A 26535-nucleotide genomic window follows, 5' to 3' on the forward strand; every position below is an offset into this window, starting at 1 on the left:
ATGATGGACATGATCCGCGCTTTCACAACTCTGGTCATCGCTATGCTTGTCGCACTTCCGGTCCCGGCATCTGCGGAACGCGTGCGCGATCTTGGCCAGTTCCATTCGGTCCGGTCGAACCAGCTCACCGGATACGGCATCGTTGTCGGCCTCGACGGAACGGGCGATGACAATTTTGCATATCTGACGCAGGCCATGCGCGGCGTATCCGGCCGTCTCGGTCTCCAGCTTCCGCCGGGCGTGAACCCGGCGCTGAAAAACGCTGCCGCTGTCATTATAACCGCCGAACTGCCTGCTTTTGCCAAACCCGGCCAGCGGATCGACATTACCGTGTCCACGATGGGCAAAGCGAAATCACTCCGCGGTGGTGCCTTGGTAATGACTCCCTTATACGGCGCGGATGGCGAGATTTATGCCATGGCGCAGGGCAACCTCGCCGTCGGCGGGCTGGGTGTGTCGGGCAAAGACGGCTCCAAGCTGACTGTCAATGTGCCGACCGTGGGCCGGATCGCCGATGGCGCGTCCGTCGAAAAGTCGGTGGCCAGCAACTTCGATTTCAGCGAAGTGCTGCGCTGGAACCTCTACAATGGCGATTTCCTCACCATCTCACGGGTGCGCGACGCGATCAACGCTGCCTATCCCGGCATGGCACAAATCGAAGACGCGGTTACGCTTGCCCTTATGCTGCCGCCCGGCGCGAATACTCGCGCAGAGATCATGGCGCGCATCGAGATGCTCGACATCGATCCGGCCGAACGGGCTGCCAAGGTTGTCATAAACAGCCGTACCGGAACGATTGTGATCTCCAGCGCGGTGCGCCTTGCGCCAGCCGCCATCAGTCACGGAAGTCTGGTTGTGCGGATCGACGAAGACCCCGTTGTCGTTCAGCCGGAGCCATTCTCCCGTGGACGGACCGTGCTCGAGCCGAGCAGCACGATCTCTGCCAGCCAGGAAGGCAGCGTCGTCTCTGCGATCGGACCCGGCGCGTCGCTTGCGGAGGTCGTCGATGCTTTAAATGCTCTTGGTGCGACACCGGCTGACCTCGTGGCAATACTCGAAGGGCTCAAGCAAGCCGGGTCGTTGACTGCGGAGCTCGTAATCATATGACGTCCCACCCAATTCCCTTGCTTGGCTTGAAGCCGCTGCCCGAACGCGAAGCCACGCCCATCCGCGGCGAACTTCGCGAAGCTGCCCAGCAGTTCGAAGCGATACTGCTGCGTCAGATGCTAGCCAGTGCCAGGAGCACTGACTTCGGCGGCAATGATCTGTTCGGCAGCCAGAGCGAAGCGACATTCCGCGAGATGCGCGATGAACGCTTTGCCGAACTGACGGCAAAATCCGGGCAGCTGGGATTTGCGGACGCCATTGAAAAGCAGCTCGCCCGCTTTCTTCCCGAAGGAACCGACTGATGGCATCCGACCTTCTGTCCATCGCCGCCAGCGGGGCGCGCGCCGCCCGGGGGGCGCTCGATGTTACGGCGCAGAACATCGCCAATGCGTCGAGCGAAGGCTATGTCAGGCGCAGCCTGCGGATAGAGGAGGTCGCGGCTTCGGGCGGTGCCGGGCGCATCGGCGACATTTCGCTTTCTGGCGCCCGCATCGCGGAGATCCGTCGGAACGCCGATGCGTTTCTGCAGGGCGAGGTACGCCGTACATCCGGCGATCTTGAACGCGCGAACACCGAATTGCGCGGTCTTCGAAATATGGAAAGCGCTCTCGAGCAGTCGGGTGTCTTTAGCTCGATCGTCGAATTCGAAGCGGCGCTGCAGCAACTGGCGGGGGACCCGGTCGATCCCTCGCGCCGCGCCGCCGTAATCGGCGAGGCGACAACGCTGGCAAACAAATTCAACATCACCGCTTCGAGCTTCGATGCGGTTGGCGAAGGCCTCCAGTTCGAAGCCGAAGCGCAGGTTTCGGAAACCAATGTCATTGGCGGGGAATTGGCGCGGGTCAACTTGCGCCTGACGCGTGCCGGCGCTGGCAGCAGCGATCGTGCAGCCTTGCTCGACCAGCGCGACCAGCTGCTGGAACGGCTAGCCAGCTTCACATCGATCTCTACGACCTTCGAAGCCGACGGGACAGTCGCTGTTTCGCTCGGCGCGTCTCCGCCGCTTGGTTTCGTCCAAGGGGGAACCTCCGGGACGATGTCGTCTGTCGAAATGGCCGATGGCACCATCGGTTTCTCGATTGACGGGCAGTCGGTGGAACCTGGATCGGGCAGCCTGGCAGGAGCAGCGCTTGGGTTGGCCGAGCTCGCGACGGTTCGAACGCGTCTCGATACCATCGCGGCAACTCTAGCAGGCGTGGTCAACAACGCGCAGGCAGCCGGAGTATCGCTCGACGGTTCATCAGGGCAGCCAATATTCGCAGGGACGACAGCGGCCGGTTTGCGGGTCGTGATGAGCGAGGGGGCGGGACTGGCGACCGCTCCGGCCGGCGCGAGTGCGAATAGCCGCGACGATGCGAATCTTGGCGCTCTACGCCAGTCTCTGGCGGCTCTCGACCCCGCGCAGCAGCTTAGCAATGTCCTGTTCGATGTTTCCAGCAAGGTTGCCGGGCGCAATGTCACCCAAAGCGCTCTCGAGACAATTGCTTCTTCCGCCCGGATCTCTCTCGAGCAGCAATCGGGAGTGGACCTCGACACGGAAGCCGCCAACCTGATCCGTTTCCAGCAGGCCTTTCAGGCTTCCGGGCGTGCGATGCAGGCAGCCAGCGACATATTCAACACTCTTCTGGGAATCGGGCGATGATCAATCTTAGCACCGGCGCGTTCTTCGAGCGCAGCACTCGCCAGATCGGCACCCTGCGCTCGCAGGCAGAAACCCTGCAGCAACGCATCGGGACGGGAGAGCGCCTGGAACGGTCCTCCGACGATCCGGTCGCTGCAGCACGACTGCGGATGCTGGCCCGTCAGGAGCGTATCGGAGACGTTGACACGCGTAACTCGCAGCTCGCCGAAGCCGACCTCTCGCTGACCGATCAGGCTCTCGGCTCGATAGCTGACATCGTGATCCGCGTGCGGGAACTTGCCGTCCAGGCGTCCTCTGCGACGCTCAGCGACAACCAGCGCTCGGCGATCGGAACAGAGATCGGGAGCCTGCGCGAAAATCTCGTGCTGCTATCCAACAGCCGCAATATTGCCGGTCATGCTTTGCTTGGCGGCAAAGCGACGGGGCCGGCCTATGTCGACGGCGGCGCTGGCGCACAATTCGTCGGTACGGCGCAGGTCACGCCGCTCGAAATCGGTGAGGGTCAATCCGTGGAGCCAGGACTGACGGGCCCGGAAGTTTTCGAGTTCACAACGGCCAACGGCCCGACCGACCTGTTCGCGGTACTGGGTGGTCTGGCTGCAGCATTGGCTGCGGGAGGCCAAACCGCAACGGAGGCCGGATCGGCAGCCCTTGCAGATCTCGACGCCGGTCTCGAGAAGGTGACCACCGCGCAAACCGTGGTCGGCGCACGGCTCAACTGGATCGACCTCATGGCGGAACGCCGCGAAATTACCGCCGAGCGAATGGCCGAAGAGCGGGCGGACGTCGGCGGTGCGGATATCGCCGCGACGATGTCCCGTCTCCAGGAAACCCTGACCATTCTCGAAGCAAGCCAGGCGAGTTTTGTTCGCCTTGCCAACCTGTCCCTGTTCTCGATGTTGCGCTGATCGCGCCAAGCCGGAGGTAAGATAGAATGTACGCGGTCATCGGCATATTTGTGCTGCTAGTCATGGTGTTCGGCGGGTTCGTGCTGAGCGGCGGGTCACTGGGGCCGGTGCTCGTCGCCATGCCTTTCGAGATGCTTATTATCGGTGGGGCCGCAATCGGCGCGCTGGTCGCGGGCAATTCGCTCGACGGATTGAAAGCGCTGGGCGGAGCAATGGGGAAGATCTTCAAGGGGCCGCAGCATACCAAGCAGGATCATATCGACGCAATTGCCCTGACTACCCAGCTTATGCGCATGCTCAAGAACGAGGGCCCGGTTGCTTTGGAAAGTCATCTGGATGATCCGGCCAATTCTACCGTGTTCAGCGAATATCCGAACCTGCTCAAGAACAAGCCGCTGGTCGCATTGATCTGCGATACCCTCACGCTGATCGTAGTTTCGTCCGGTACGCTCGAGACCCATGCGGTGGAAGAAGTCATGGACAACGCGATGAAGACGCATTTCCATGAAATGCACGAGCCGCAGCACAACCTTCAGACGCTTTCCGATGCACTCCCCGCGCTCGGAATCGTCGCGGCCGTCCTGGGCGTCGTAAAGACCATGGGTTCGATTGATCAGCCACCGGAAATACTTGGCAAGATGATCGGCGCAGCTCTTGTCGGCACCTTTCTGGGCGTGCTGCTGGCCTACGGGATCGTCGGGCCTCTGGCCGGTCGCCTCAAGCAAGTACTGGAACAGGACGAGCAGATCTTTCACGCCGTCAAACAGGTCATCATCGCCTCGCTTCATGGTCATCCTCAGCCGCTCGTGGTCGAAAGCGCTCGTTCGGGGCTGGGACACAATGTGAGGCCGGGCCTCAACGAACTTCTCGACGCGCTCCGGGGGCGGTAGGATGAGCGGTGCTGCAACTGGCAGAAACGAACCTGCGCCGATCATCGTCAAGAAAATCACCGTTGTTGAAGCGGGCCATCATGGTGGGGCATGGAAGGTCGCCTATGCCGACTTCGTAACCGCCATGATGGCGTTCTTTCTGCTGCTGTGGCTTCTCGGCGCCACGACCGAGGACCAGCGAAAGGGTCTGGCGGATTACTTCACTCCAACTTTGGTCAAGACCAAGGAACAGAGCGCCGGTTCGGACGGCATGCTGGGCGGAGCTTCACTGACAGACGTGGACAATTACCCGCACGCTGCCGGTCAGACAGGCACGAATTCACTTACAATTCCGCGTGACGCTACAGGCGGACCTAAGGAGGGTGTGGCGACGATCAAGCGTATCAACTCACGCGTGTCGAAAATGATTGAGAGTGATAAAGAACTCAAAAGACTGATGCGGCAGGTCCGGATGATCGACACCACGACCGGAATCCGGATTGACCTTGTAGACGATGCAAACTTTTCTATGTTCTCGCTTGGCACGACGGTTCTTACCAACGATGCACGCGAACTACTCGTGGTGATCGCTGCAGCGCTTGCGCCAGAGGGCGGGAAAATCACTGTGCGCGGCCATACTGATGCCCTTCGATATCGATACCCCTCGCGCGTAAATAATTGGTCGCTGTCTGCTGGTCGTGCCGAAGAAACTCGGCAAACGCTGATACGTGAGGGTATCAATCAAGAACGATTTCGCCGCATTGAGGGGGTTGCCGCAACTGAGCCACTTATTGGTGATAATCCTAGCGATCCAAGAAACCGTCGCATTTCGATTTCATTAGAGGATTCGTGATTTCTTTAGCTAGCGCTACAGAGCATTTAGGGCCGGCCTAGAAGGGTTCAATGGGGGCGCAATGCTTTCATTATTCGAAGGTCGCATCGAGCATGGTGCGGAGCGGGCGAGTAGATACCCCGTGGATAACCGCAAAACGTTCTCGGAGAAGGGGGGTATCGATGGGGGTGTCAGCGGTAAAAGATTGAGAATATCACAGCATTTACAGAGAGATGAGCCATCTATTTCTGTCCCTCCTCCGCTACCATAGTCGAATCTGCATGGGTCGGCATGCTTCCGTATCATTCCAAAAAGGCGATTTATCTCAACGCGTTGCGTTTGATTCGCGTCTGCTTGCCTCCGCATGGGTCCGTATGAAGCCGGACCTGGTCTCGGGATATTTGGTGGTACTTTCGTAGAGAAGGAAAGGGAATTACAAGCTGGCAGACGGGGAAGGGTTGTTTGTGCTCGTGAAAGCCAATGGCTCCAAACTGTGGCAAATGAAGTATCGGTAGGGTGGCAGGGAAAGCTCTTGTCATTTGGTGCCTATCCCAAGGTCGGGATTTCCGCGGCGAGAGAGCTGAAGAAGATCGCAGGGTGTGGCTTTTACTCGATACCTTGATGACACCGCCGGGTGTCTGGCAATTTACCCGAGATCGGCTTTTGATGAGTTGGAGGGTCTGACAGGCGAGCAGGGTGCCCGCAGTCTCAATTTTGCCAAGGCTAATTTGGTTCCCCCACCAGACTGCCAAGGGCTCGCCGATGTCGATACGTCTCAGGATCTCAAGAAAATGACAACCGAGCCTTAGAAAATGGTGCCTCTACCAACATTGGTTGGTTAAGGCTCTAATTATCGCCTCCCCTTGTTCAAGGAGTTGAACCACCAAGGGGATTGCAGTTGCATATCGTTTCGCTCGCGCTCGGCGGCTGCTTGAAAGCCGAACCAGTCCGGTATGGCCTCACCGAAGATACGGGCGGACACATCACCTATATTCTGGGCGAAATGGAGGCGTTGTCCCGGCGGGAAGATGTTTGTTTCGCAGAAATCGTGACCCGCCGCTTCGATGCGCCAAGGCTGGGCATCGTCCATCGTCAAGCCGAAGAATGGATCAACCCCAAACTCGTCATCACGAGGATCGATAGCGGAAATTCTGCGTACTTGGCTAAGGAAGCGCTCAGTGCGGATCGCGAGCCATTTACGGATGCTCTCATAGCCGAATTGCGCCGGCGCGAACGATTGCCGGATGTGATCCACGCCCATTTCGCCGATGCAGCCGACGTAGCGATCAAGGTCGAAGAAGAACTAGGCATCCCGTTTGTTTATACCGCTCATTCTCTTGGTCTGGACAAGCGCACCGCCATGGCGGACCGCTCTGAAGCAATTGAGGCCCGCATTGCAGAAGAAGACCGGGCTATCGGTCGAGCTTGCGCTGTCGTCGGCTCCTCACGTGACGAGTGCGAACGCCAGCTCACCGCCTATCCGTCGGCTCGAATTGGCAAGGTAAACCGGCTCGTCCCGGGTATCGATCGGCAGCAGCGCGCTGCCAGCTTGGCTTCGGCGACAGATCTCATTGCCCCCTTTCTCCGTGACCCCTCCAAACCAATGGTGCTCGCGATTGCGCGACCTGTCCGCAAGAAGAACCTCGCCACCCTGGTTGAGGCTTTCGCGTCATGCCCAACGCTGCGCGACCGGTGCAATCTCGTTATCCTTGCCGGACTGCGAGACGACCTCGAGACCGGGAGTGAAGAACAGCAGCAGGTCCAGCGCGAATTGGTCGACCGTATCGATCGGCACGATCTCTACGGATGTGTTGCGTATCCAAAAACCCACACCCGTGAGAGCGTTCAGGCTCTCTATGCGCTCGCTACTCGAACGCGCGGAGTGTTCGTCAATCCTGCTCTCATCGAGCCGTATGGGCTGACGCTCGGGGAAGCAGCGGTGCATGGGCTACCCGTTGTGGCTACAAAGGTCGGAGGACCACAGGACATCCTTGCGGATATGGAGCACGGGCTGCTCGTCGACCCCTGCGATGTATCAGAGATCGGTTCCGCCATCGAACGCCTCGTGACCGACCGAAATCTATGGAACCGGTGCTCGCGCAATGCTCTAATCAACAGCCTCGAGATGAACTGGGAAAAATACGCAGCAGGTTTTACGCAAATCGCGCGAGAGGTCCTGACGGGGCCAGAGCCGCAGAAGCGGCATACGCACCTTCTGGTCAGCGATCTCGACAACACATTGACTGGCTGTCCCGAAGGCATCCGCCGCTTCCGACGCTTCATGGAACGACGTGAAGAAATCGGTTTCATCGTGGCCACCGGCCGATCGATTGTCGAAGCCCGACGACTTGTGCGCGACTGGGGACTGCCGGCACCCCTCGCCTGGATAACCTCGGTGGGAACGGAAGTTTATCGGGAAGAAGGCGGCGAATTGACGCTCGATCAGGAGTATTCGAGGTCCATAGACACCGATTGGGATCCTGAAGCGGTGGACAACCTGCTGGCTGGGTATCCGGACCTTGTCGCCCAACCATCCTACGAACAGCGACCCTACAAGCGCAGTTATTTCGTCGAGAAGGAAGGACGCGCCGCGGAAATCGAAAAGTTGCTGCGATCCGGGGGTTTAGCTGCCCGTGTGGTCTTTAGTCACAGTCGGCTACTCGACGTTTTGCCGCCAAAGGCGGGCAAGGCTGCCGCGATGAATTATGTGGCCGAACGCCTCAAAGTGCCGGCGGGCCATGTTTTCGCTGCTGGCGACAGCGGCAACGATGTCGACATGCTAACCGCTTGCGAAAACGCGATCCTCGTCGGCAATCACGCTGAGGAAGTGGCTTCGCTGGCAGCGCGCAGCAACGTGTATCGTTCGCGGCGGGAGAATGCATCCGGTGCGTTGGAAGGCGTTCTGGCTCACCATCGCGCGCGAACGTTGCGTAAGCGCCAAGCGGCAGGAGTGCCGGCATGAGCAAGGACGGACCCATCGGCTATTTCGTCCACCATCAGGGACGCGGCCATGCGGAACGCGCTGCCTCGATAGCGAATTGCCTTGCGAAGCATCGAAGCGTGACGCTCTTTTGTGCGAAACCGGAGATACTTCCTGATCTGGATGAGCGTATCGAGCTGATCGGTATGCCCTCGCTCTTCGAACCACAAGGTGACGAGGCACCAGCCATGGCCTCGCTCGCGATGCCTGGTACGGTTCATTGTGCTCCCTTGGGCTGGCCTGCGATAACTTCGGCGGTATCCCGTATTGCAAACTGGTTCGCAGAGGTGAACCCTGCGCTTTTCGTGACCGACGTTTCGGCCGAGCTGGGCCAGCTGGCTCGCCTCTGCTCCGTACCGCACGTCGCTGTCCTGCAGCATGGCGAGAGATCCGACCCGGGGCACATGGCGGCTTATGATAGCGCCGTCGGGCTGCTGGCACCGTTTGCGCCAAGCCTGGAGCAATCTGACCGACCTGCGAAATTGCGGCAGAAAACGCATTACGCCTCGGGCGTCGGCGTGGATCGCGGTTTCCCGATCGACAGGAGCACGGCCCGCGAGAAGCTTGGTCTCGATCCCGAGCAAGAGCTTGTCCTGGTTATTGCGGGTGGTGGTGGTGTGGGCAGCCCATCAGCTCCACTAACCCTCGGCGCCCGCGCGGAACCGGACGTGCAGTGGGTGACCATCGGAAAAGTGCGCAGCGAATGGCATGAGACGCCCCCCGGCAATCTCGAACACAAGGGCTGGGTAGACAATCCATATGAGTGGATCGCCGCCGCAGATCGCGTGGTATCTTCGTGCGGCAACACTACGGTTCACATGATCCTGGCCGCTGGCAAGCCATGGGTCGTGATTCCCGAATGGCGCTATTTCGACGAGCAATTGTGCAAAGCCGAAGTGCTCGATCGCGAGGGCCTTGCGGCGGTGTCGCGGCATTGGCCATCGCATGCACAGACTTGGGAGAAGCTCTGGACAGCTGCACGGATGATCGATGTCGAGCGGCAGCGGGCGATGATCGACCCGAAAGCACGGCGGAAAGCGGCCGACTGGCTGGAAGATCTATGCCAGCAATTGTGGGCAGGGTCTGGCCACAAGCCGGCATTGGAGATCGTGGCGTGAACGTTTCCGTCTGCACTTTGGCACATGGGCGCGAAACGCATCTCGCCAATCTGGTGAAGGGGCTGAACCATTCGACCCGCCCGCCAGGTGAACTTGTAATCGCGGTCATGCAAGAAAGCCGATACGATCTTCCGGCAACGAGCTTCCCGGTCCGCCAGGTCGTGCTCGGAACCGCCGGGATTTGCTTAGCGGAGGCGCGTAATCGTGCGGCGGCGCGAGCTACGGGCGACCTGCTGGTATTTCTAGATGTCGATTGTATTCCAGCCCCACCGCTAGTCGAGGATTATGTCGGCGCTTCGGCTTTTAACGATGGCGTTCTGATGGGCGAAGTCGGCTACCTCTCCAAAGGCGCGACCAACGAGGGTATCGACTTTGCGAAATTCGAACGCCTGGCGGTCAAGCATTCGGAGCGCGCGGGTCCGCCACGCGGTATGGTTGGACAGTGCGGTGACTATCGCTGCTTCTGGTCGGTGAATTTTGCTCTCCCGGCGCGAACTTTCCACGAGATCGGCGGGTTCGACCCCCGGTATGTTGGCTATGGTGGTGAGGACACGGACTTTGGTCAGACACTGGTGTCGAAGGACGTTCCCCTATGGTGGGCGCGAGGCGCAAAAGCCTATCACCAGTATCACAAGCATCATATGCCACCGGTCCATCACCTCGATAGCGTGGTGCGAAACGCCGGGATCTTCGCCGAAAAATGGGGCGAGCCTACGATGCAGCACTGGCTGCGGGCTTTCCGCCTGATGGGTTTGATCGAGCCCGACGGGCAGGGAGGGTGGACCAAGCTCAAGGAACCTAACGAAGCCGATCTGGCGCTTACGCGCCAACAGGAAGATCAACCTTATGCGAGCAGCGCGCTAGTACTCGAAGCGCTCGAGGACCAAGCCAAACGCGGCAAGGAGGCGAGCCGAGCACCAGCAATAACCTTAGCGTAGCAATCCTCGTAACCCCGGATCATCGCTTGTATCGAAAGGTGTTCTACCGCGCGTCGACGGCATGTCGTTCGATCGATTTGACCGGCTTGGCCAATAGCGTCTGCCAGCGCATCAATGTCGCCACTCTGAACTAAATGGCCGCAATCGCCCACTACCTCCGCGAGAGCCCCCCGATCAAAACCAACAACCGGCGTCCCGCAAGATAGCGCCTCAGCGGCAACTAGGCCAAAAGGCTCATCCCACAGCGGTGTGACGAGAGCGCCGCGCGCGGCTGCTAATTCCTTGCGCAGGACTTTGCCTGACTTATGGCCATGAAATTCGATGCCATTCGTAAGGTAAGGTTCGACCTCGTCCGCGAAATAGCTTGCGTCTTCGATTGGGCCAAAGACCTTGAGTTGAACGCCAGCAAGGCGTGCGGCTCTTACCGCTTGCCCGAGACCTTTGTTCGGTACGATGCGGCCGACCCAACTAAAGTAATCGCGAACCTCTCCGGCCGGCAGCCAAGCTTGGGTGTCGATGCCGTTTGGGACTACCTCCAGATCCGCACATCCCTTTCGCGACCACAAGGATAGTTGGTCGCGCGATGTGACGGTGGCGCCGATGTTGGGGTGTTGGCTGCCAGCCAGGACGGCATCGAACATCGAGCCAAAGGGCGGGACATGCTGGGAGGTGACGCAGGGAATTCCTGCGTAGGCACACCACTCGACGATTTCCGGGAACAGCGAATTGTTATGGACCACGTCGTACTCGCCAGTCCCAATCCTCGTTAGAACTCGCTCGAACGCGTCGCGCTGGTAAGCGGCGAGTTCCCGTGTGCCTCTATGGACACGCCAGGGCAGCACCTCATCGTAAGGCGCATCGCAGATCGGCACGAGGCCCGGATCGCTGGAGCCTTCGGCCGCGAACAAGTCGACCTCGTGGCCCGCTGCGCGCAGGCCACGACACAGCATGTCGCAGTGAGCTTCCATTCCCCCGCTAAAAGGCTCCGCAATGGCATGGCGAATATGGGCAAGTACGGCGATTTTCACCGGCTAAATCCGTGGCGATCTGACATGTCTTGCAGAACGGGCGGATTTGCCTGGTCGCGGCAAAGCTAACATTCGTCGAACAAGCGACTGGAACGGGCGGCAGGTCGTTGGGTTCATTCGACAGGAGGTGCGATGACTGCCGCAAGCGAACTGGAGCTGTATCCGAAGACTGGTCACTTCCTTGCTGGGCGCCTCCGGCAGGATATGAGCGATGCCGAGAAGGCCGAACTCGAGGCTCTGGCGAGTGATGTGCAAGCCTTTGACGATGGGCATCGCCTGATTGCGCGCGGCGACATCTGCGACTGCTCCACGATGCTTGTCGAAGGGTTCATGCTGCGGACATCGGAGAGCGACGATCGGCGCTATGGTGTAAGTTTTCACGTGCCGGGTGATTTCGTGGACCTCCACTGCTTCGCGCTTAAGCGGCTCGATCATAATATCGATTGCGTTGGTCCCACGAAGGTTGTGCAATTTCCGCATACGGCAATTGCAAACATCATGCAGGAGAAGCCGCATCTGGCACGCCTCCTCTGGTTCTCTACTCTGCTGGATGCCGCCATGCATCGCGAGTGGATCATGAAGCTTGAGCAACTGACCGCGCCCAAGCGGATCGGGCACATTTTTGCAGAGATCTGGCGGCGGTTGGAAATGGTCGGGCTGGGCTATCCGGACGGTTTCGAAACTCCTCTCACACAGAACGATATCGCCGATATGTGCGGGGCTACCCCCATCCATACGAATCGCGCTCTTGCTGACTTACGAAAGCAAGGGCTTGTCGATTTCCGGCGTGGGGAAGTGAGGATCCCGGACCGCCAGAAGCTGGAAGACTATGCAGGTTTCACACCCGATTATCTTTACGCCGAAGGGGACCTGGCGATAAGGAAGATCGGGTGAACCCGCGGAAAAACAGGTTCGTCTTTGTCGCAGGGCTGCACCGCACGGGGACCACTCTACTCGCGCGCATTATCGGATCACACCCGCAAGTTGCCGCGATCTCGGATTCGCCGGCACCGGAGAACGAAGGGTGTTATCTCCAAGGTGCAATCCCGCATACAGCCCTTCACGGACGGCCAGGACATTACGCCACCGCCCCCGAAGAGCACTATACCGAGGCTTCCGCATACAACATGCTTGAGACCAAGGAGCGTCTGCTCAACGACTGGCGCCCCTGGTTTCCGCCGGATAAGCCGTGGTGGATCGAGAAATCGCCCGTCAATTTGACGAGGATGAGGCTCTATCAGCAGTTGTTTCCCTCGTCGCAGTTTATCGTAATTCTGCGACATCCGCAGGTCATGGCAGCGGCACTCGCCAAATGGGTCGATACCGATCCGCAGGAGCTCGTTCGGTACGCGCTCGATGCCTATGACCTTATGTCGAATGACCTTGCCTATCTACATTCGGCGCTCTTGATCAGATATGAAGATCTGGTCGCCGATGCGGACGGGGTACGAAGGTCCACATTCGCGTTTCTGTCGCTCGACGATCAGCCCACTGGGCTCGAGATCATGGATGGTAATCGCCGCTATCGCGTATCAGACGACTTGGACGAAGAGCTAAAAGCCCGGATGGAGAAGTGGGGCTATCGAGCCGGCGGCCAATGTGACCCCTTTGAGCCGATATGTCGGCACCCATTGCGGGATATCCGCGAGGCGGTCGAAAGCGCCCCGAAATCGAAACGGTTCATAAATTCCCAGTCTTGCGAGCAAAAAGAACAGAAAGCTAACATCCGTCAATAGACGCGTTTCCGTACCTTTGCTTAATCGCGCAATATGGACGCAAAGGCTGGAGGCATCGAGCTTGGTCGCTTCCCACTCACCGGCGATTTTCTCGCTGGCAGGTTGCGACAAAATCTTAGTCTCGATGATTTGGATTACATCGAAGAACTCGTCGAGAACGTGGAAGAGCACGAGGATGGCACGCGCTTGCTCGAACGGGGCGTCAAGACCGATCGCAGCACCATCCTGATCGAGGGGTATATCTTCCGCACCATTGAGATTGAGGACAAGCGGTTCATTACGGGCGTGCATGTTCCGGGCGATTTCGTCGACCTGCACGGTTTCGCTTTGAAGCGGCTCGACCACAACATCGATGCTGCCGGACGCGTAAAAGTGGGCTGCGTCAGTCATGACATGCTTCGCCGGGTCATGCGGGATCGGCCGGGCGTCGCTCGTGCGATGTGGTTCGCCACTCTTCTCGACGCGGCAATCCATCGCAAATGGATCCAGACGTTGGAACAGCTGGACGCGCCTCGGCGCATCGCGCACCTCTATTCAGAGTTGCACACTCGTCTCGATCTGATCGGCCGCAGCGTCACCCGTGCTTTGCGTACCCCATTCACCCAGTTCGATATGGCCGACATGTGCGGGGTCAGTGCGATCCATGCCAATCGTGCCGTAGGAAAGCTTCGCGAGATAGGCATCGCGGAAATTCGAAGGGGCGACCTGTACACCAATGACTGGAGCGCGTTGAAGGAGTACGCCCAGTTTGATCCGGATTACCTCTATGGTGACGGCCCGCTGAGGGTGAAGAAAGACTGGGACTAGCCTTCCAACTCCTCAGGGCAATTGACGTCCGATAAAGCGTCGGCGTCCCCCCATTGAACATCTTGTCGCGGTATGACGGACATGGTGCCGTTCGTTTCTAGAACCACCCAGTTGGCATCGGAATTCGCCGTGATCCCGGCGGCGCGCAGAGCCGTCTTGATTTCCTCTTCCGAAATGCGCGTTCGCGCCATCGCGTCGCGCAGATATTCGCCCTTGTGAGTAAGCAATGTCGGTTCCGCCTTCACCACATCGACGACATCATCACTCCGCATCACTAGTTTCGTCGTGACGAACTGGCATGCGGCGAGAACCACGATGGCTGCGATCGCATCGATACTTGCTACATTGCGTAGCAGGATTCCGCTTGCCGCCAGGCTGCCCACGGCGACATTGATGATCCAATCGAAATTGTTGAACTCGCTGGTGGTTCGTTTTCCGACGACCCGGACCATGACGATGATGAGAATGTAGAACAGAAGCGCGTTCGCAGAAATCTCCACGACCCGCTCCCAATTCGACCAGATATTCAGGATTTCAGACAACTTCGCTCACCGAAAAATCAATTGGTTTGAACGAACCACCATTGGAATCGTAGGCGGAGCACGCGGTTAAACCGATGATCAAATCCATCTCCGCGCGCAGCTGAATTTCGTCGCCAGCCTTAGATTTGGGCGGCTTTACCGCGAGTAATCCGCTTTCGCCGTCCACCGGCACATTCATGAAGATGTTGAACGCGGTGGGAATATCATCGGGACCGATGCCGTGCGGCTCCAGCGCATCGACCAGATTGCCATAGCACCCGCGGTGGACGGGCTTGTCCGGATAGAAATGCCGGAAGGTTTGCTCCGAGCAGGGGGTCAGAAGGAAATCGTGGCACTGGGCGGTATCGTTGGTTATTGTGAGCATGGGGTTCGAGCGGTTCGACCACAAGCGATTGCCCCAGCCTAAATGGATGGTCTCCTCATAATCAAAAGTTCGCCCGTTCGAGATAACCTCGCGTACGTCATCTGCATTGTAGGCGACAAGGTCGGAAACCTGCTGACCTTGAGGATCGCAAACGGTCAAGGTTGCCCCTCGGCGCATTGTGAAGGCGACGCCGCTTCGAGGTTCGATGCGTTTCATTTTTCCTCCAGTCTCGGGTCGCGGAAAGGGCACACCCAATCCTCGCCCACCATTCGCCCGCTGTACTGCCGTGCCTCGCTGCTTTCGCCGTGGCGCGCCAGCATCGGGTTCATATCGCCGGCGAGCTGTCGATCGCGCTCCAAGATGGCTTCGCGCATCCGTTCATATCGACCGCTTTCGCGCAGCTGTTCAAATTGGTCGTGCAGGTTGAAAACCATCACGGGATGCGAGAACCTTCGAGCAGGACGAGAGGCTGCGGGGTGAAGGCCGACAACGAAAAAGGCTTGGCCCCCGAAGCTCAAGGAGAAGTGCGGATCGTCTGGGTCGGGACTGACCGCCGGATCGTATGGCTGGCCGAGCCAGTTATCTTTTTCTGCAAAGGATTGCAGTCGCTTCCAGAGCAGGCGCTCGAACTCCTTCTCGTCGAGGCTCGACGGTTGTGAGAATATGACTGCTATACTCCGTAATCCTTCCGGATCGTCACGGTAGGCATTCGCCCATCCTAGTAGGCGATCATGGATACGGAGATCATCCCACGCGCTGCGCATGTCGAAGGCGATCACGATCTCCAGGAGACCCTTCGCGAGTGCTGATTTTGCACCGACGCAGGGAAACGATGTTCGGTCGATATGCGCCCTAAAGTCGTCGGTCAGTCGAGCGGCAAGCCGATCCTCAACTGCTAGCAGCCCAGGCCTCATGCTGGTGATACCTCCCCGCCCGATCCAGAAAAGGTTACGTCCTTCATCCGGCCCGCCGTCCAGTTGGCTTGCATCCTGACTTTGGGGTTAGGAGCGCACCAGATTTCGCCAGAGTTATAGAGCGCCGTGACCCAGATGAGATTGGGTTCCAGTCCGCAGTCGATGACGGCGAACGCAAAGCCGTTCCCTTTGTCGAGTACCGTTACCGGCATAGGCGGATTAATTTGCGTGAACATGTACCCTCGTGATGACCAGACGGTGGTGGCGCGAGGTGTTGACGGATGTCGCCTTACCTCACGCCAGCGATCGCTGAAGTTTGGACAGATCCAGGATCGCTTCTATCTCTAACGGGTTATTACGATTGCCGAGCCAGAACTGACATCGGTTAGTCCGTCCCGTCTTGCGTGAAACTGCTGGACCTTGCATCCGCACGCACCGATCCCAGGCGACGATCCGAAGTTCGTTTGGGCGGCGCGGATCAAGGGCTTGCTCCTTCCTAGTGCTCCGCAGCGGCCAGTCTGGAAGGCTCCTTTGTCCGCTTGGAGAGCTGGTGAATCGTTGGTTCGATTTCGTACCGGAGGGACGACACGATCACTCCGGCGAATGATCTTAGTAATTACAACTCATGTTCGACGGAACGCTCTCGTAGCCTACCCTTCGCCTAGAAATGGGGTCTTTGCAATTCGGCGTTAACCATTCTTGGCCCCCGAACACTTGGGCAACTTGGAATCTCGTAAACCAGTTGGTAAGTGGTTTCCCTTAATGGCGAGTGCATGAGTGTTAAGGTTCCTCGCGCCGTCGCCTTTTCTTTGGCTCTTTCCACCCTCGTGGCGGGCACTTCCGCGCATGCCGATGGCGTAGGCGCCGGAACTCTGATCGAGAACACGGCGTCGGCGACGTACGACGATGGAACAGGCTCGGTGACAATTCCGTCAAACACCGTCAGCGTTCGCGTGGACGAATTGCTCGACGTAACACTGACTTCGCTCAATTCGGGCCCAGTCGCGGCGGAGCCGGGTTCGGCCGTGCTGACATTCGAGATCACCAATACCGGCAATGGTCCCGAAGCCTTTACGCTGACCGCCAATCCCTCGGTGCCCGGCAATGACTTCGATAGCACCGTGGATTTGATCGCAGTCGATACGAATGGCAACGGTGTCTATGATCCCGGCATCGACCAAATTCTCACAGGTCCGGAAACGACGCCGGTTCTCGACGCCGAGGAGAACCTCACTCTTTTTGTCATAGTTACAGTGCCTGGCGAAGTTGCCGACGGCGAGCAGAGCGATGTCGACCTTCTGGCTGAAGCCGTCACGGGCACCGGCGCACCGGGCACCGTGTTTGCAGGCCAAGGGGTCGACGGGGGCGATGCGATAGTTGGAGCGAATGGTGCGAGCGCCAACGCGATCGGCACCTTGCTGGTCGGAATTACGTCGGTCGATCTGATCAAGTCGGCGACGATCGCCGACCGGTTTGGCGGCACAAGCGCGGTTCCGGGATCGGTTGTCTCTTATACTATCACAGCGAACGTCACGGGCAGCGGCTCGGTCAGCGATCTTGTTGTCTCGGATACATTTCCCACCGGCACAACCTATTCGAATGGCACCCTCAAGCTCGATTCAGGTAGCTTGACCGATGCCGATGACGCCGATGTGGGCGAAGCTACCTCTACAGACATTTCGGTCGACCTCGGCACGGTTGCCGGGGGCACGAGCCGTACAATCACCTTCGATGTGATCATCGATTAACTCGTTTCTGGATCAGGGCTAGGATTATGAAACTCTTCTCGAAAATTATTGCTTCCGCGCTTCTTGCAGCCGGCGTGCCGGTGACTGCCGCAGCAGTTTACGCGCAAGATCAGGCCATCGTTCTCAAGGGCAATGTGAGACTCGTGAAAGTCACGCTCGACGACGGTGGTGAGAATTCGGTCGAGCTCGTCGATCCCGATACCATCGTGCCGGGTGACAAGCTGATTTTCACCACAGCCTACAGCAATACGAGCGCCGAGCCGGTGCAGAATTTCGTGGTCACCAACCCAGTTCCGCCTGCCGTTCGTCTTGCTGCCGATACCGATGCCGATCTCATCGTGTCGGTCGACGACGGTCAGAACTGGGGCAGGCTCGCAGACCTTAGCGTCGAAGGCGAGGACGGGGCCGTACGCGCAGCAACGCATGCAGACGTCACTCATATTCGCTGGACCCTCGCCACGGTCGCACCCGGCGAAAAGGGCCAACTCGAATATTCAGCAATCATCCGCTGAGAAGCGGAGGGTAACCGCCAGGTTTCGCGGGCGGCAGGGGAAACGCGAGGCAAATGCAAAGGAAGTGAAAAATGAAACGCACCAAGCAATTGCTGGGTGCTACGAGTGCAATAGCACTGGTCGCATTCAGCACGTCCCCCGTCATGGCGGCGGGTACGCAGGCTGGTAGCACGATCCGCAACGACGTTAGTGTAACGTTCGAGGTGGGTGGTGTAGCCCAGACTGCAGAAACTGATTTCGATGAGTTCACGGTCGACCGCAAGGTCAATCTCGTCGTCGCAGAAGTTGGCGGCGCAGATACCAGCGTGAGCCCGGGCGCCACCGAACAGGCGGTAACCTTCCAGGTGACCAACTCGTCGAACGACACGATCGACATGGCGCTCTCGCTCGTCCAGTCTGCTTCGGACGATTTCGATATCACCAACGTCCAGTATTACGTGGACGATGGTGACGGCGTCTTCGATTCCGACGACACGCTCGTAACGTTCCTCGACGAAGTTGCCCCCGATGCCACGATCACGCTTCACGTGGTCGGTGATATCCCGCCTGGCACTTCGACAAACGATGAAGCCGACGTTTCGCTCGTTGCGACCGCTCATCAGGCAGCTGGTACGGCAGGTGCCCTGGGAGCTGTGCTGACAGCAACTGCAGGCGCAAACACCAACGAAATCGATACCGTCCTTGCTGATGGCGCCGGTGATGTAGACGCAGCCAACGACGGCTCGTTCTCGGATACCGACACCTTCGTGGTGACGGCTGCCGATGTGACGGTTACCAAGACCAGTCGCATCATCAGCGATCCGGTGAACAGCACCACCAATCCCAAGGCTATCCCCGGAGCAATCATAGAATATTGCATCGTGGTGGCCAACGCTGCTGGCAGCGCGACGGCGACGAATGTCAACGTCAACGACGAACTGCCTGCCGATGTGAGCTATAGCGCCGGCTTCGGCATCTTCGTCGATGGTGACAACACCTGTGCCTCGGGCACGCAGGGCGATGCTTCGGGTACCGGGGTTGCTTCGTATAACAGCACCGACAACGAGGTCGATGCCGCGCTCAGCGACATCGCCGCAGACGAAGAACTTTCGGTCTATTTCCGCGTGACGATCGACTGATCGGCTCCGGACGGATCGAATAGTGCGTTTTCGCTCCTCCTTGCGCCGATGGGCAGCAGCACTCCTTGTAGTGCTGCTGCCTTTTGTCATGCTTGGAGGAGCGGCACACGCGCAAACGATCGACAATATCGCCGAGGCCCGCTGGACCTTCGGCGGCAATCCTTTCGAAACGCAATCGAACCTTGTTTCGGTTGAGGTCCAGCAGGACGATACGTCAATAACCGTTTTCCGCCCGGTTCTCGGGTCGGATACCATTCTTAGCTATCGCAATCCGCGTTGCACCGTAACCAATGGCGGCGTAGCGACACCTACTTCCTCCGAAGAAGTATCGCAATCGACCGGTGTCGAGCAGACCACCCAGATTTCGGCAGGCACATCGTTCCTTTTTCAGGTTTCGGTACCCTCTGGCAATCTCGATCCCAATGCGGTGGACCAACTCGATGCGGCGCTTGTCAGCAGTACGGGCGATCGCGAGACGATCACCATTTTCGAAACGGGCGTGAACACCGGCATCTTCGTCGGCATCATCTCGACACACCGCGCACCGCCGGCCTTCGCCAGCGGCGATTGCGTGCTCGGCGTGGTCGATCAGGGCACCATCCGGATCGGTGTTGCGCACGTCGGCAGTCCCGATATCATAATCACTGCACAGGTCGATGTCGTCGCTTCGCCCTTCAACTTCGTCTTTGACAGTGAGACGGGCACAGCTGTTTCCGGAGCGCGCATCATACTGGTCGATGCAGCTACAGGGCAGCCCGCCACAGTCTTTGCCGAAAACGGAACGACGCCCTTCCCATCTAGGGTTATCTCTGGCGAAGCGATTACAGACGCTTCCGGCACCATCTATCCGATGGGCCCGGGCCAATTCTGGTTTCCCGTGGTTCCGGCAGGTGCCTATCGCCTGCTGGTCGAGCCGCCCACGCCGTACACCGCGCCTTCCGCCGCTTCTCCCGAACAGCTTGCCCTGCTCGTCGGGGCCAATGGCGAAGAATTCGCCATCAACGATGCTTCGTTCGGCGGAGCTATCGGCACCTCGCAGGCCGGATTGGTTCGGGTCGATATTCCGCTCGACCGCTCGGGGCTGGCAGTTTCGCTTGGTAAATCGGCTTCCAAGCCCGCCGCACAACCGGGCGACGCCATTCTTTATACGATCATCGCGCGAAATCAGGATGGCTCGCGCCCCAAGCGGAACGTCACTGTCATCGACACTCCTTCGCCCTGGTTACGCCTGCGTAGCGACTCGATAAGGATCGACGGAGTGGAAGCTGCTGACTCTGTTGAAATTTCGGCAGACGGGCGGGAGATCAAGTTTCAACTCGGCGATGTCGAGGCCGGGGCCACGCGTCGCATCACCTACATTATGACAGTTCGCACCGATGCACCTCCGGGGGCGGCAGAAAACCGCGCCACGGTAACCGATTCTCTGGGCCGCGACGCGACTACCGGCGCTTCGGTCCGGATCGAGCGCGAGTCGATTGCCGGACGCATGACGATCATCGGCCGCATCACCGCAGGTCGCTGCGACCTGACAGAAGACCGCCCGGGCATCCCGGGTGTGCGGGTCATGATGGAAGATGGCAGCTTCGCTATCACCGATTTGGATGGCCGCTATCACTTCGAAGGCGTCGTGCCCGGGACGCATGTTGTTCAGGCGTCGCCGATGACGCTGCCCGAAGGCGGGGAATTCGTCGATTGCCACCGCGATACTCGGTCGGGTGGCAGCGCTATTTCGCGCTTTGCAATCGGCCAGGGCGGTTCCTTGGTCCTCGCCGATTTCCATGCGGTAATTCCGCAAGATAGCGTCAGGGAAACTGTTGGCCATGAGGAACCCGTGCTGCGGGATCGGGAAGAGACAAAGGCATCTGCCGCGTCCGATACCGATTGGATAGCGTTGGGTGACGGCAACGATGGCTGGCTAACACCAACCGTCAACGAAAATCCCCGAGCGCCGGCAATTCGTGTCGCAATCCGTCATCGCAAGGGCCAAAAAATCCTCCTTCGCGCCGATGGCGAACCCGTTGATACACTTTTGTTCGAGGGCACGCGCAATGCAGAGGAAGGCAAATACGCGGTCAGTACGTGGCGCGGCGTACCCTTGCGCAATGAACGCACGCGTCTGAGCGCGGACATCATCAACAGTTTCGGAGAGAAGAACGAGACCATCGAAAGGGAAGTGTTCTTCACCACCACCCCGACCAAGGTCGAGTTCGTGCCCGAGCTCTCAAAACTCGTCGCCGATGGGCGGACTTCGCCCACGGTCGCAGTGCGGATCCTTGATCGCAACAATCGGCCTCTGCGCGAAGGCATTTCGGGCGAATTCACCGTCAGTGCACCCTACCAGAGCGCAGAGCAAATCGCGCGCCAGCAGCTCAACCAGCTGACCGGCCTCGGTACCAGCTCCGCACGCTGGGTCATCGAAGGCGACAAAGGTATCGCGCTCATCGAACTCGCGCCCACCATGGTCAGCGGTTCGCTCAACCTCGGTTTCCGTTTCGACGATGGCGAGATCAAGCGCGAGCGGCAGCTCGAAACCTGGATCGAGCCGGGCGATATCGAATGGACCGTGATCGGCCTTGCCGAGGGCTCGATCGGCGCGCGCAGTGTAGCCGAGAATATGGAGCGTGAAGGCCGTTTCGACAGCGATCTGGGCGACAATGCGCGTGTCGCGCTTTATGCGAAGGGCCGCGTGCTGGGTAAATACCTGGTCACGCTGGCCTATGACAGCGCAAAGCAGGAAGACGACCAGCGCTTGCTTGGCACGCTCGATCCCGACGCTTACTACACCGTGTTCGGCGATGCCTCGAGCCGCCGCTTCGATGCCGCATCGCGCGAGAAGCTTTATCTCCGCATCGAGACCGCGACCTTTTACGCGCTCTATGGCGACTTCGAGACCGACTTCAACCAGACCCGCCTCGCGCGCTACAACCGCACGGCAACCGGCGTGAAGGGCGAAGCGCGGCTAGGTGCGATCCAGGCCGAAGCCTTCGCAGCCGATATCGCCACCGGTTTTCGCCGCGACGAGATCCAGGGCCAGGGCATTTCCGGTCCCTATCGTTTGTCGAGCCGCGCGCTGGTCGCCAACACCGAACAGGTAACGCTGGAAACCAGAGACCGCTTCCGCTCTGAAGTGATCGTTTCGAGCCGCAAGCTCGAGCGCTTCCTCGATTACGATGTCGATCTTCTCTCGGGCACTATCACCTTCAAGGAACCGGTGCTGAGCCGCGATTTCAACCTCAACCCGCAGTTCATTGTCGTCGAATACGAAACCGAACGCGGCGAAGGCGGCGAAATCAATGCCGGTGTGCGCGCCGAATGGACCGACGCGGCCGACACGGTGCGTATCGGCGCGAGCGCGATCACCGACAAGGGTGAAGACACGCGTACGAATATTGTCGGACTCGATATGCGCGCGCAGTTGACCGACAGCGCACGTATCGATGCCGAAGTCGCCGTGAGCACGCGCGATGGCGAACTGTCGCACGGCTGGCTGGTCGAAGCGCAGCACCAGACCAGGAATCTCGATCTGATCGCCTATGCCCGCGCGCTCGACGAAACCTTCGGCGTCGGCCAGCAAAACGGGGCCGAGCTTGGCCGCACCAAGATCGGTGCCGATGCCCGCCTGCGCTTCGATGAGAATTTCTCGATCCTCGGCAGCATCTGGCAGGACGATGCCGTGGGCGACGACAGCCAGCGCAAGGCGGTGCAGGTCCAGCTTGGTTACACCAACCAGAAGGGCGACTATCGCCTCGGTATCGCTCATTTTGATGATCGCCTCGCCGATGGGACGCGCAACGGTTCGACCGTTCTCGAAGCGGGCGCAACGCGCCGGCTGCTCGACAACCGTCTCGAACTGGGCGCAACGACCAGCATCGCGCTCGACGACCCGGAATCGGCAGATCTGCCGAACCGTCATCGGTTAAACGCACGCTATGCGATTACTGATAATGTTCGTGTAATCGGACTCTACGAAATCGCCGATGGCGAAGCCGTCACCGCGCGCACGATCAAGGGCGGTTTTGAAGTCACTCCCTGGCAAGGCGCACGCGCCGTGACTTCGCTCGGCCAGCAGCAAATCGATGAGTATGGCAATCGCAGCTTCGCCGCTTTCGGCCTGTCGCAATCGCTCCAGGTCACGCCGGAACTGACTTTCGATGCGACCATCGACGGCAATCGCACGATCGATGCCGACCCCTCGATCACCGATGTCGTGAATCCCGACCAGCCGCTCGCCAGCGGTGGGCAGTTGGGCCAGGACGGAACGCTTTTCGAAGATTTCACCGCAATCACGCTCGGCGGCGCTTATCGCAAGGATCGCTGGAGCGCCACCGCACGCGGCGAGTATCGCGATGGCGAGTTTGCCAACCGCAAAGGCGTGAGGCTGGGAGCAATCCGCCAGCTTGGCGAAGGCTCGATCGTCGGCTCTGGCTTCACATGGACGCACGCGGAAGGCGAGAACGGGGCGGCGACCCGGATCCTTGATGGCGCCATTGCCATGGCGCACCGGCCCGACGGTTCCGAATTCGCCTTCCTCAGCAAGCTTGAATATCGCAGTGATGCCGTATGGAATGCTATCGCTGGCGACACGGGCCCCGCTGGCCGTACTGCACTCGCGGTTTCGGGAGACGCACAATCGCGCCGGCTGCTTGCCAGCATGTCGGCCAATTGGTCGCCTGAAAGTGCCGGCGAAGATGGCGCCATCATTCGCCGCGACGAATACGGTCTGTTTCTCGGTGCACGATACAATTTCGACCGGTTCGAAGGCTACGGCCTGTCAGGAACTACCCTTCTCGCCGGGACCGATCTGCGCTTTGGCATTTCCGAGCGTTTCGAACTGGGCGGCCGCGGAACGCTGCGTGCGAATTTGCGCGACAATAGGTTCAGCTATTCGTTCGGACCCAGTGTCGGCTTTGTCCCGATCGAAGATGCGTTGCTCACCCTTGGCTATAACTTCGCGGGATTCCGCGACGAGGACTTCTCCGCTGCAAGGGAAACGGACAAAGGGCTTTACGCGTCGATCCGCCTGAAAATCGACGCCGACAGCTTCGGTCTTTTAGGATTGGGAAGATAAGGCATATGCGGGCCATCCTCCCGGACCTCAACGCGCTGTTAACCATATTCGCATACCGAGCAGGCATGCGGATGAGGATTTTCGCCACTGTTCGTACGCTCGTTTTGGCGATCGGCTTGCTCATCGGAGTCGGCGTGATCGATGCGCAGGAAGCTCGCGCCCAGACGGCTACGATTGATTGGGCCGACACCGGAATTGCAAGTCAGGGCGCTCTGCCTACCCCAATCACAGTCAACGGTTCCGATGGCACGGTGGCGACCTTGTCCTATGCGACACAAACCGAAGGCGGCGGTTCATTTACAAACCCCTACGCTGATACTTTCGTCAGTTATTTCAGCGGTACGATCGGATCAGGTGCTTCGCCCTTGCTGATGGGCTTCGACAACAGTTCCTACGATCCGCGCGACAAGATTACGATCACGATTTCCCTAAGCCGTGCGGTAAGCAACCTGAGCTTTTCACTCGGGGATATCGACGCCGGTTCGTTCACCGATGCCGTAGAGGTCTATTACGACAACGACAGCACCGGGAGCTTTGCCAACGCTGCCTCGACGACAAGCTTCTGGACAACCGGTTCTTCCGTGGCACGAACGAACGATGCAACGGTAAACGGTTGGCGGGGCACCGCCGGTTCAGCCACGTCCTCGACGGATGGCAACATCAACCTGGATTTTGGCACGCAGTCTGTTCAGCGTATCCGGATCGTCTATTTCAGCTACACAGGTTCCGGCAATCCGTCTTCGCAATTCGCGGGCGTTTCGGACCTGATCTATAGTGGCACTGGTGCCGATCTGTCGCTTTCGAAAGCTTTGATCGGCGACGCGCCAGTAGAAGGGGGGACGGCCACCTATCGCTTGACCTTGTCCAATTCCTCGGCCTCGTTCCAGACCGCAAATAGCGTTACTGTTCGCGATACGCTGCCCGCCCAATTTGCGTTCAGTTCCGCCACAGGCAGTGGCAGCTTCAATTCGACGACCGGAATCTGGTCGGTTGCGAGCCTCGCGCCGGGAGCCTCTGTCTCGATCGATATCATCGGAACAATATCCGCCGTTTCCGGGACCACGATAACCAATCGCGCCGAAGTAACTGCAAGCAGCGTGCGGGACTTTGATTCGACGCCCGACAATGGGATTACAACCGAAGACGATTACGCCAGTGCCAGCTTCGTAGTAGCCAACGGTCGTCTCGCCGGAACGCCCCCGGTTCTCCTGTGTCCAGCAGGGACCTCGAGATTTGACTGGGATGCAGTAACGTGGACCGACGGGGATACGGAGGAGGCAATCGCCTTCTCGACCTTTGGCAATCTCAATGTATCGATCGCGAACCCGGGCAGTTTCGTGAACAACGCTGGCTACGGAGGCCAATCGCCTGCGGTAGATACGAGTTTTCAGGGCGGCCTTTCTCCGGCCGAGAATTCGCTCATTGTGTTTGTCAATATGGCATCCGTCAGTGACAGGACCACGATCACCTTGACCTTGCCAAGGGCGTTCGCCGGCGTGCAGTTCACGATATTCGACGTCGACAACGGCAACCAGTTCGCCGACAGGATCGAAGTGACCGGCACTGGACCATCCGAGACCATCCTTCCTACGCTGACAAATGGGGTGGCGAACTCGGTCACCGGTAATGTCGCGACCGGGGATGCATCGTCGGATCAAACGCAGGATCTGGGCAATCTGGTCGTGACGTTTGAAGATTACGTCCAGACAATCGTCATATCCTACGGCAATGGTTCGGCTGCCCCGAGTAATCCGGGTATACAGGCTATCGGTATCCACGATCTGGACGTATGCACCCCTTTCACGACTTTGAGCGTTACGAAGGTCAGTTCGGTCGTTTCCGATCCCGTCAATCAGTTGGACAATCCAAAGGCAATTCCGGGCGCCGTAGTCGAATACCTGATTACGTTAACGAATACCGGCGATGAGCCGGTGGATACCGATACGGTTTTCGTCACCGATGACGGGCCAGCGGACGCGAAGATGTGTTTGACAGCGTTTGGCGGGGGATCGGGGCCCGTTCGCTTTGCGGATGGCTCGCCGGGCTCCGGGGTCACCTATACTTTCGCAACTCTCGATAGCCTGACGGACGATTTGGAGTTTTCTTCAGATAGCGGCGCTACCTGGACGTATATCCCCACAGCAGATGCTCAGGGTTGCGACGGTTCGATTTCGGATTTTCGGGTCAACCCCAAGGGTGCATTCGCCGCCGCGAGGAGCTTCACTCTGAGGGTGCGCTTCATCGTGGAGTAGCGCTCAGGCACTGATCGAGCGCTATTGTCTGGTCCCTAGATACAGACATGTT

The 26535-nt window shown here is 59.0% G+C and carries 23 protein-coding genes; 18 read left to right on the forward strand and 5 right to left on the reverse strand.

The window, feature by feature from the left end:
• The 10 genes from ED21_RS00215 to ED21_RS00255 all read left to right on the forward strand — a co-directional run bounded on the left by ED21_RS00215 (position 1) and on the right by ED21_RS00255 (position 10394).
• The gene (locus ED21_RS00215; RefSeq protein WP_006831778.1) at positions 1-1107 is read left to right on the forward strand and encodes a flagellar basal body P-ring protein FlgI; all 1107 of its coding nucleotides are present in this window, start codon (positions 1-3) and stop codon (positions 1105-1107) included.
• 26 nt (positions 1108-1133) lie between these two features.
• A complete protein-coding gene (locus tag ED21_RS00220; RefSeq protein ID WP_233995679.1) occupies positions 1134-1409 on the forward strand; it encodes a rod-binding protein in 276 nt (91 codons plus the stop codon).
• A complete protein-coding gene (gene flgK, locus ED21_RS00225; RefSeq protein WP_006831780.1) occupies positions 1409-2749 on the forward strand; it encodes a flagellar hook-associated protein FlgK in 1341 nt (446 codons plus the stop codon). Before ED21_RS00220 ends, flgK begins: the two co-directional genes overlap by 1 nt.
• Entirely contained in the window at positions 2746-3657 is a 912-nt protein-coding gene (locus ED21_RS00230) for a flagellar hook protein FlgL (protein ID WP_006831781.1), read from the forward strand. Before flgK ends, ED21_RS00230 begins: the two co-directional genes overlap by 4 nt.
• A gap of 26 nt (positions 3658-3683) precedes the next feature.
• Positions 3684-4547: a flagellar motor stator protein MotA gene (gene motA / locus ED21_RS00235; protein WP_006831782.1), complete on the forward strand. Its 864-nt coding sequence runs from the start codon at positions 3684-3686 to the stop codon at positions 4545-4547.
• Position 4548: 1 nt separating this feature from the next.
• Positions 4549-5379, forward strand: a complete 831-nt coding sequence (locus tag ED21_RS00240) for a flagellar motor protein MotB (protein ID WP_006831783.1) — start codon at positions 4549-4551, stop codon at positions 5377-5379.
• A gap of 443 nt (positions 5380-5822) precedes the next feature.
• Positions 5823-5873 carry a hypothetical protein gene (locus ED21_RS15955; RefSeq protein ID WP_369765479.1) on the forward strand — a complete coding sequence of 17 codons (51 nt, stop codon included), beginning with the start codon at positions 5823-5825 and terminating at the stop codon, positions 5871-5873.
• A gap of 383 nt (positions 5874-6256) precedes the next feature.
• Entirely contained in the window at positions 6257-8320 is a 2064-nt protein-coding gene (locus ED21_RS00245) for an HAD-IIB family hydrolase (RefSeq protein ID WP_006831784.1), read from the forward strand.
• Positions 8317-9456, forward strand: coding sequence for a hypothetical protein (locus ED21_RS00250; protein ID WP_006831785.1), 1140 nt, complete (start codon positions 8317-8319; stop codon positions 9454-9456). The genes ED21_RS00245 and ED21_RS00250 overlap by 4 nt, the downstream gene beginning before the upstream one ends.
• Complete coding sequence (locus ED21_RS00255; protein WP_233995680.1) at positions 9411-10394, forward strand: glycosyltransferase family 2 protein; 984 nt, start codon at positions 9411-9413, stop codon at positions 10392-10394. The genes ED21_RS00250 and ED21_RS00255 overlap by 46 nt, the downstream gene beginning before the upstream one ends.
• On the opposite strand, the gene ED21_RS14945 is transcribed toward ED21_RS00255, so the two are convergent.
• On the reverse strand, positions 10301-11422 hold the full coding sequence (locus ED21_RS14945; protein ID WP_156787186.1) for a glycosyltransferase: 1122 nt from the start codon (positions 11420-11422) through the stop codon (positions 10301-10303). The genes ED21_RS00255 and ED21_RS14945 overlap by 94 nt on opposite strands.
• 132 nt (positions 11423-11554) lie before the next feature.
• On the opposite strand from ED21_RS14945, the gene ED21_RS00265 reads away from it, so the two are divergent.
• Genes ED21_RS00265 through ED21_RS00275 form a run of 3 tightly spaced genes read left to right on the forward strand, consistent with a single transcriptional unit; the run spans position 11555 to position 13965 of the window.
• A complete protein-coding gene (locus tag ED21_RS00265; protein ID WP_006831789.1) occupies positions 11555-12316 on the forward strand; it encodes a Crp/Fnr family transcriptional regulator in 762 nt (253 codons plus the stop codon).
• Positions 12313-13158, forward strand: a complete 846-nt coding sequence (locus ED21_RS00270; RefSeq protein WP_006831790.1) for a sulfotransferase — start codon at positions 12313-12315, stop codon at positions 13156-13158. Before ED21_RS00265 ends, ED21_RS00270 begins: the two co-directional genes overlap by 4 nt.
• Before the next feature lie 33 nt (positions 13159-13191).
• On the forward strand, positions 13192-13965 hold the full coding sequence (locus ED21_RS00275) for a Crp/Fnr family transcriptional regulator (protein WP_006831791.1): 774 nt from the start codon (positions 13192-13194) through the stop codon (positions 13963-13965).
• Here the strand turns inward: ED21_RS00275 and ED21_RS00280 are convergent.
• The 4 genes from ED21_RS00280 to ED21_RS00295 are packed head-to-tail and all read right to left on the reverse strand — an operon-like array spanning position 13962 to position 16021.
• On the reverse strand, positions 13962-14507 hold the full coding sequence (locus ED21_RS00280) for a DUF421 domain-containing protein (protein ID WP_006831792.1): 546 nt from the start codon (positions 14505-14507) through the stop codon (positions 13962-13964). The genes ED21_RS00275 and ED21_RS00280 overlap by 4 nt on opposite strands.
• Positions 14500-15087 (reverse strand): DUF1989 domain-containing protein, encoded by a 588-nt coding sequence (locus tag ED21_RS00285; protein WP_006831793.1) that lies wholly within the window; start codon positions 15085-15087, stop codon positions 14500-14502. Before ED21_RS00285 ends, ED21_RS00280 begins: the two co-directional genes overlap by 8 nt.
• A complete protein-coding gene (gntA, locus tag ED21_RS00290) occupies positions 15084-15785 on the reverse strand; it encodes a guanitoxin biosynthesis heme-dependent pre-guanitoxin N-hydroxylase GntA (protein WP_006831794.1) in 702 nt (233 codons plus the stop codon). The genes ED21_RS00285 and gntA overlap by 4 nt, the downstream gene beginning before the upstream one ends.
• On the reverse strand, positions 15782-16021 hold the full coding sequence (locus ED21_RS00295) for a hypothetical protein (protein ID WP_050784683.1): 240 nt from the start codon (positions 16019-16021) through the stop codon (positions 15782-15784). Before ED21_RS00295 ends, gntA begins: the two co-directional genes overlap by 4 nt.
• A gap of 537 nt (positions 16022-16558) precedes the next feature.
• Here ED21_RS00295 and ED21_RS00300 point away from each other — a divergent pair.
• The 5 genes from ED21_RS00300 to ED21_RS00320 all read left to right on the forward strand — a co-directional run bounded on the left by ED21_RS00300 (position 16559) and on the right by ED21_RS00320 (position 26483).
• The gene (locus ED21_RS00300) at positions 16559-17533 is read left to right on the forward strand and encodes a DUF11 domain-containing protein (protein WP_034920850.1); all 975 of its coding nucleotides are present in this window, start codon (positions 16559-16561) and stop codon (positions 17531-17533) included.
• 26 nt (positions 17534-17559) lie between these two features.
• Positions 17560-18045, forward strand: coding sequence for a DUF11 domain-containing protein (locus tag ED21_RS00305; RefSeq protein WP_006831797.1), 486 nt, complete (start codon positions 17560-17562; stop codon positions 18043-18045).
• Between the two features lie 71 nt (positions 18046-18116).
• The gene (locus ED21_RS00310) at positions 18117-19163 is read left to right on the forward strand and encodes a hypothetical protein (protein ID WP_034920855.1); all 1047 of its coding nucleotides are present in this window, start codon (positions 18117-18119) and stop codon (positions 19161-19163) included.
• A 70-nt stretch (positions 19164-19233) separates the two neighbouring features.
• Positions 19234-24231, forward strand: a complete 4998-nt coding sequence (locus tag ED21_RS00315; RefSeq protein ID WP_006831799.1) for a DUF11 domain-containing protein — start codon at positions 19234-19236, stop codon at positions 24229-24231.
• A 5-nt stretch (positions 24232-24236) separates the two neighbouring features.
• Positions 24237-26483 carry a DUF11 domain-containing protein gene (locus ED21_RS00320; RefSeq protein ID WP_156787188.1) on the forward strand — a complete coding sequence of 749 codons (2247 nt, stop codon included), beginning with the start codon at positions 24237-24239 and terminating at the stop codon, positions 26481-26483.
• The last annotated feature ends 52 nt before the right edge of the window (positions 26484-26535 follow it).

This window comes from Erythrobacter sp. SD-21, assembly GCF_000181515.1.
Taxonomy (GTDB): Bacteria; Pseudomonadota; Alphaproteobacteria; order Sphingomonadales; family Sphingomonadaceae; genus Qipengyuania.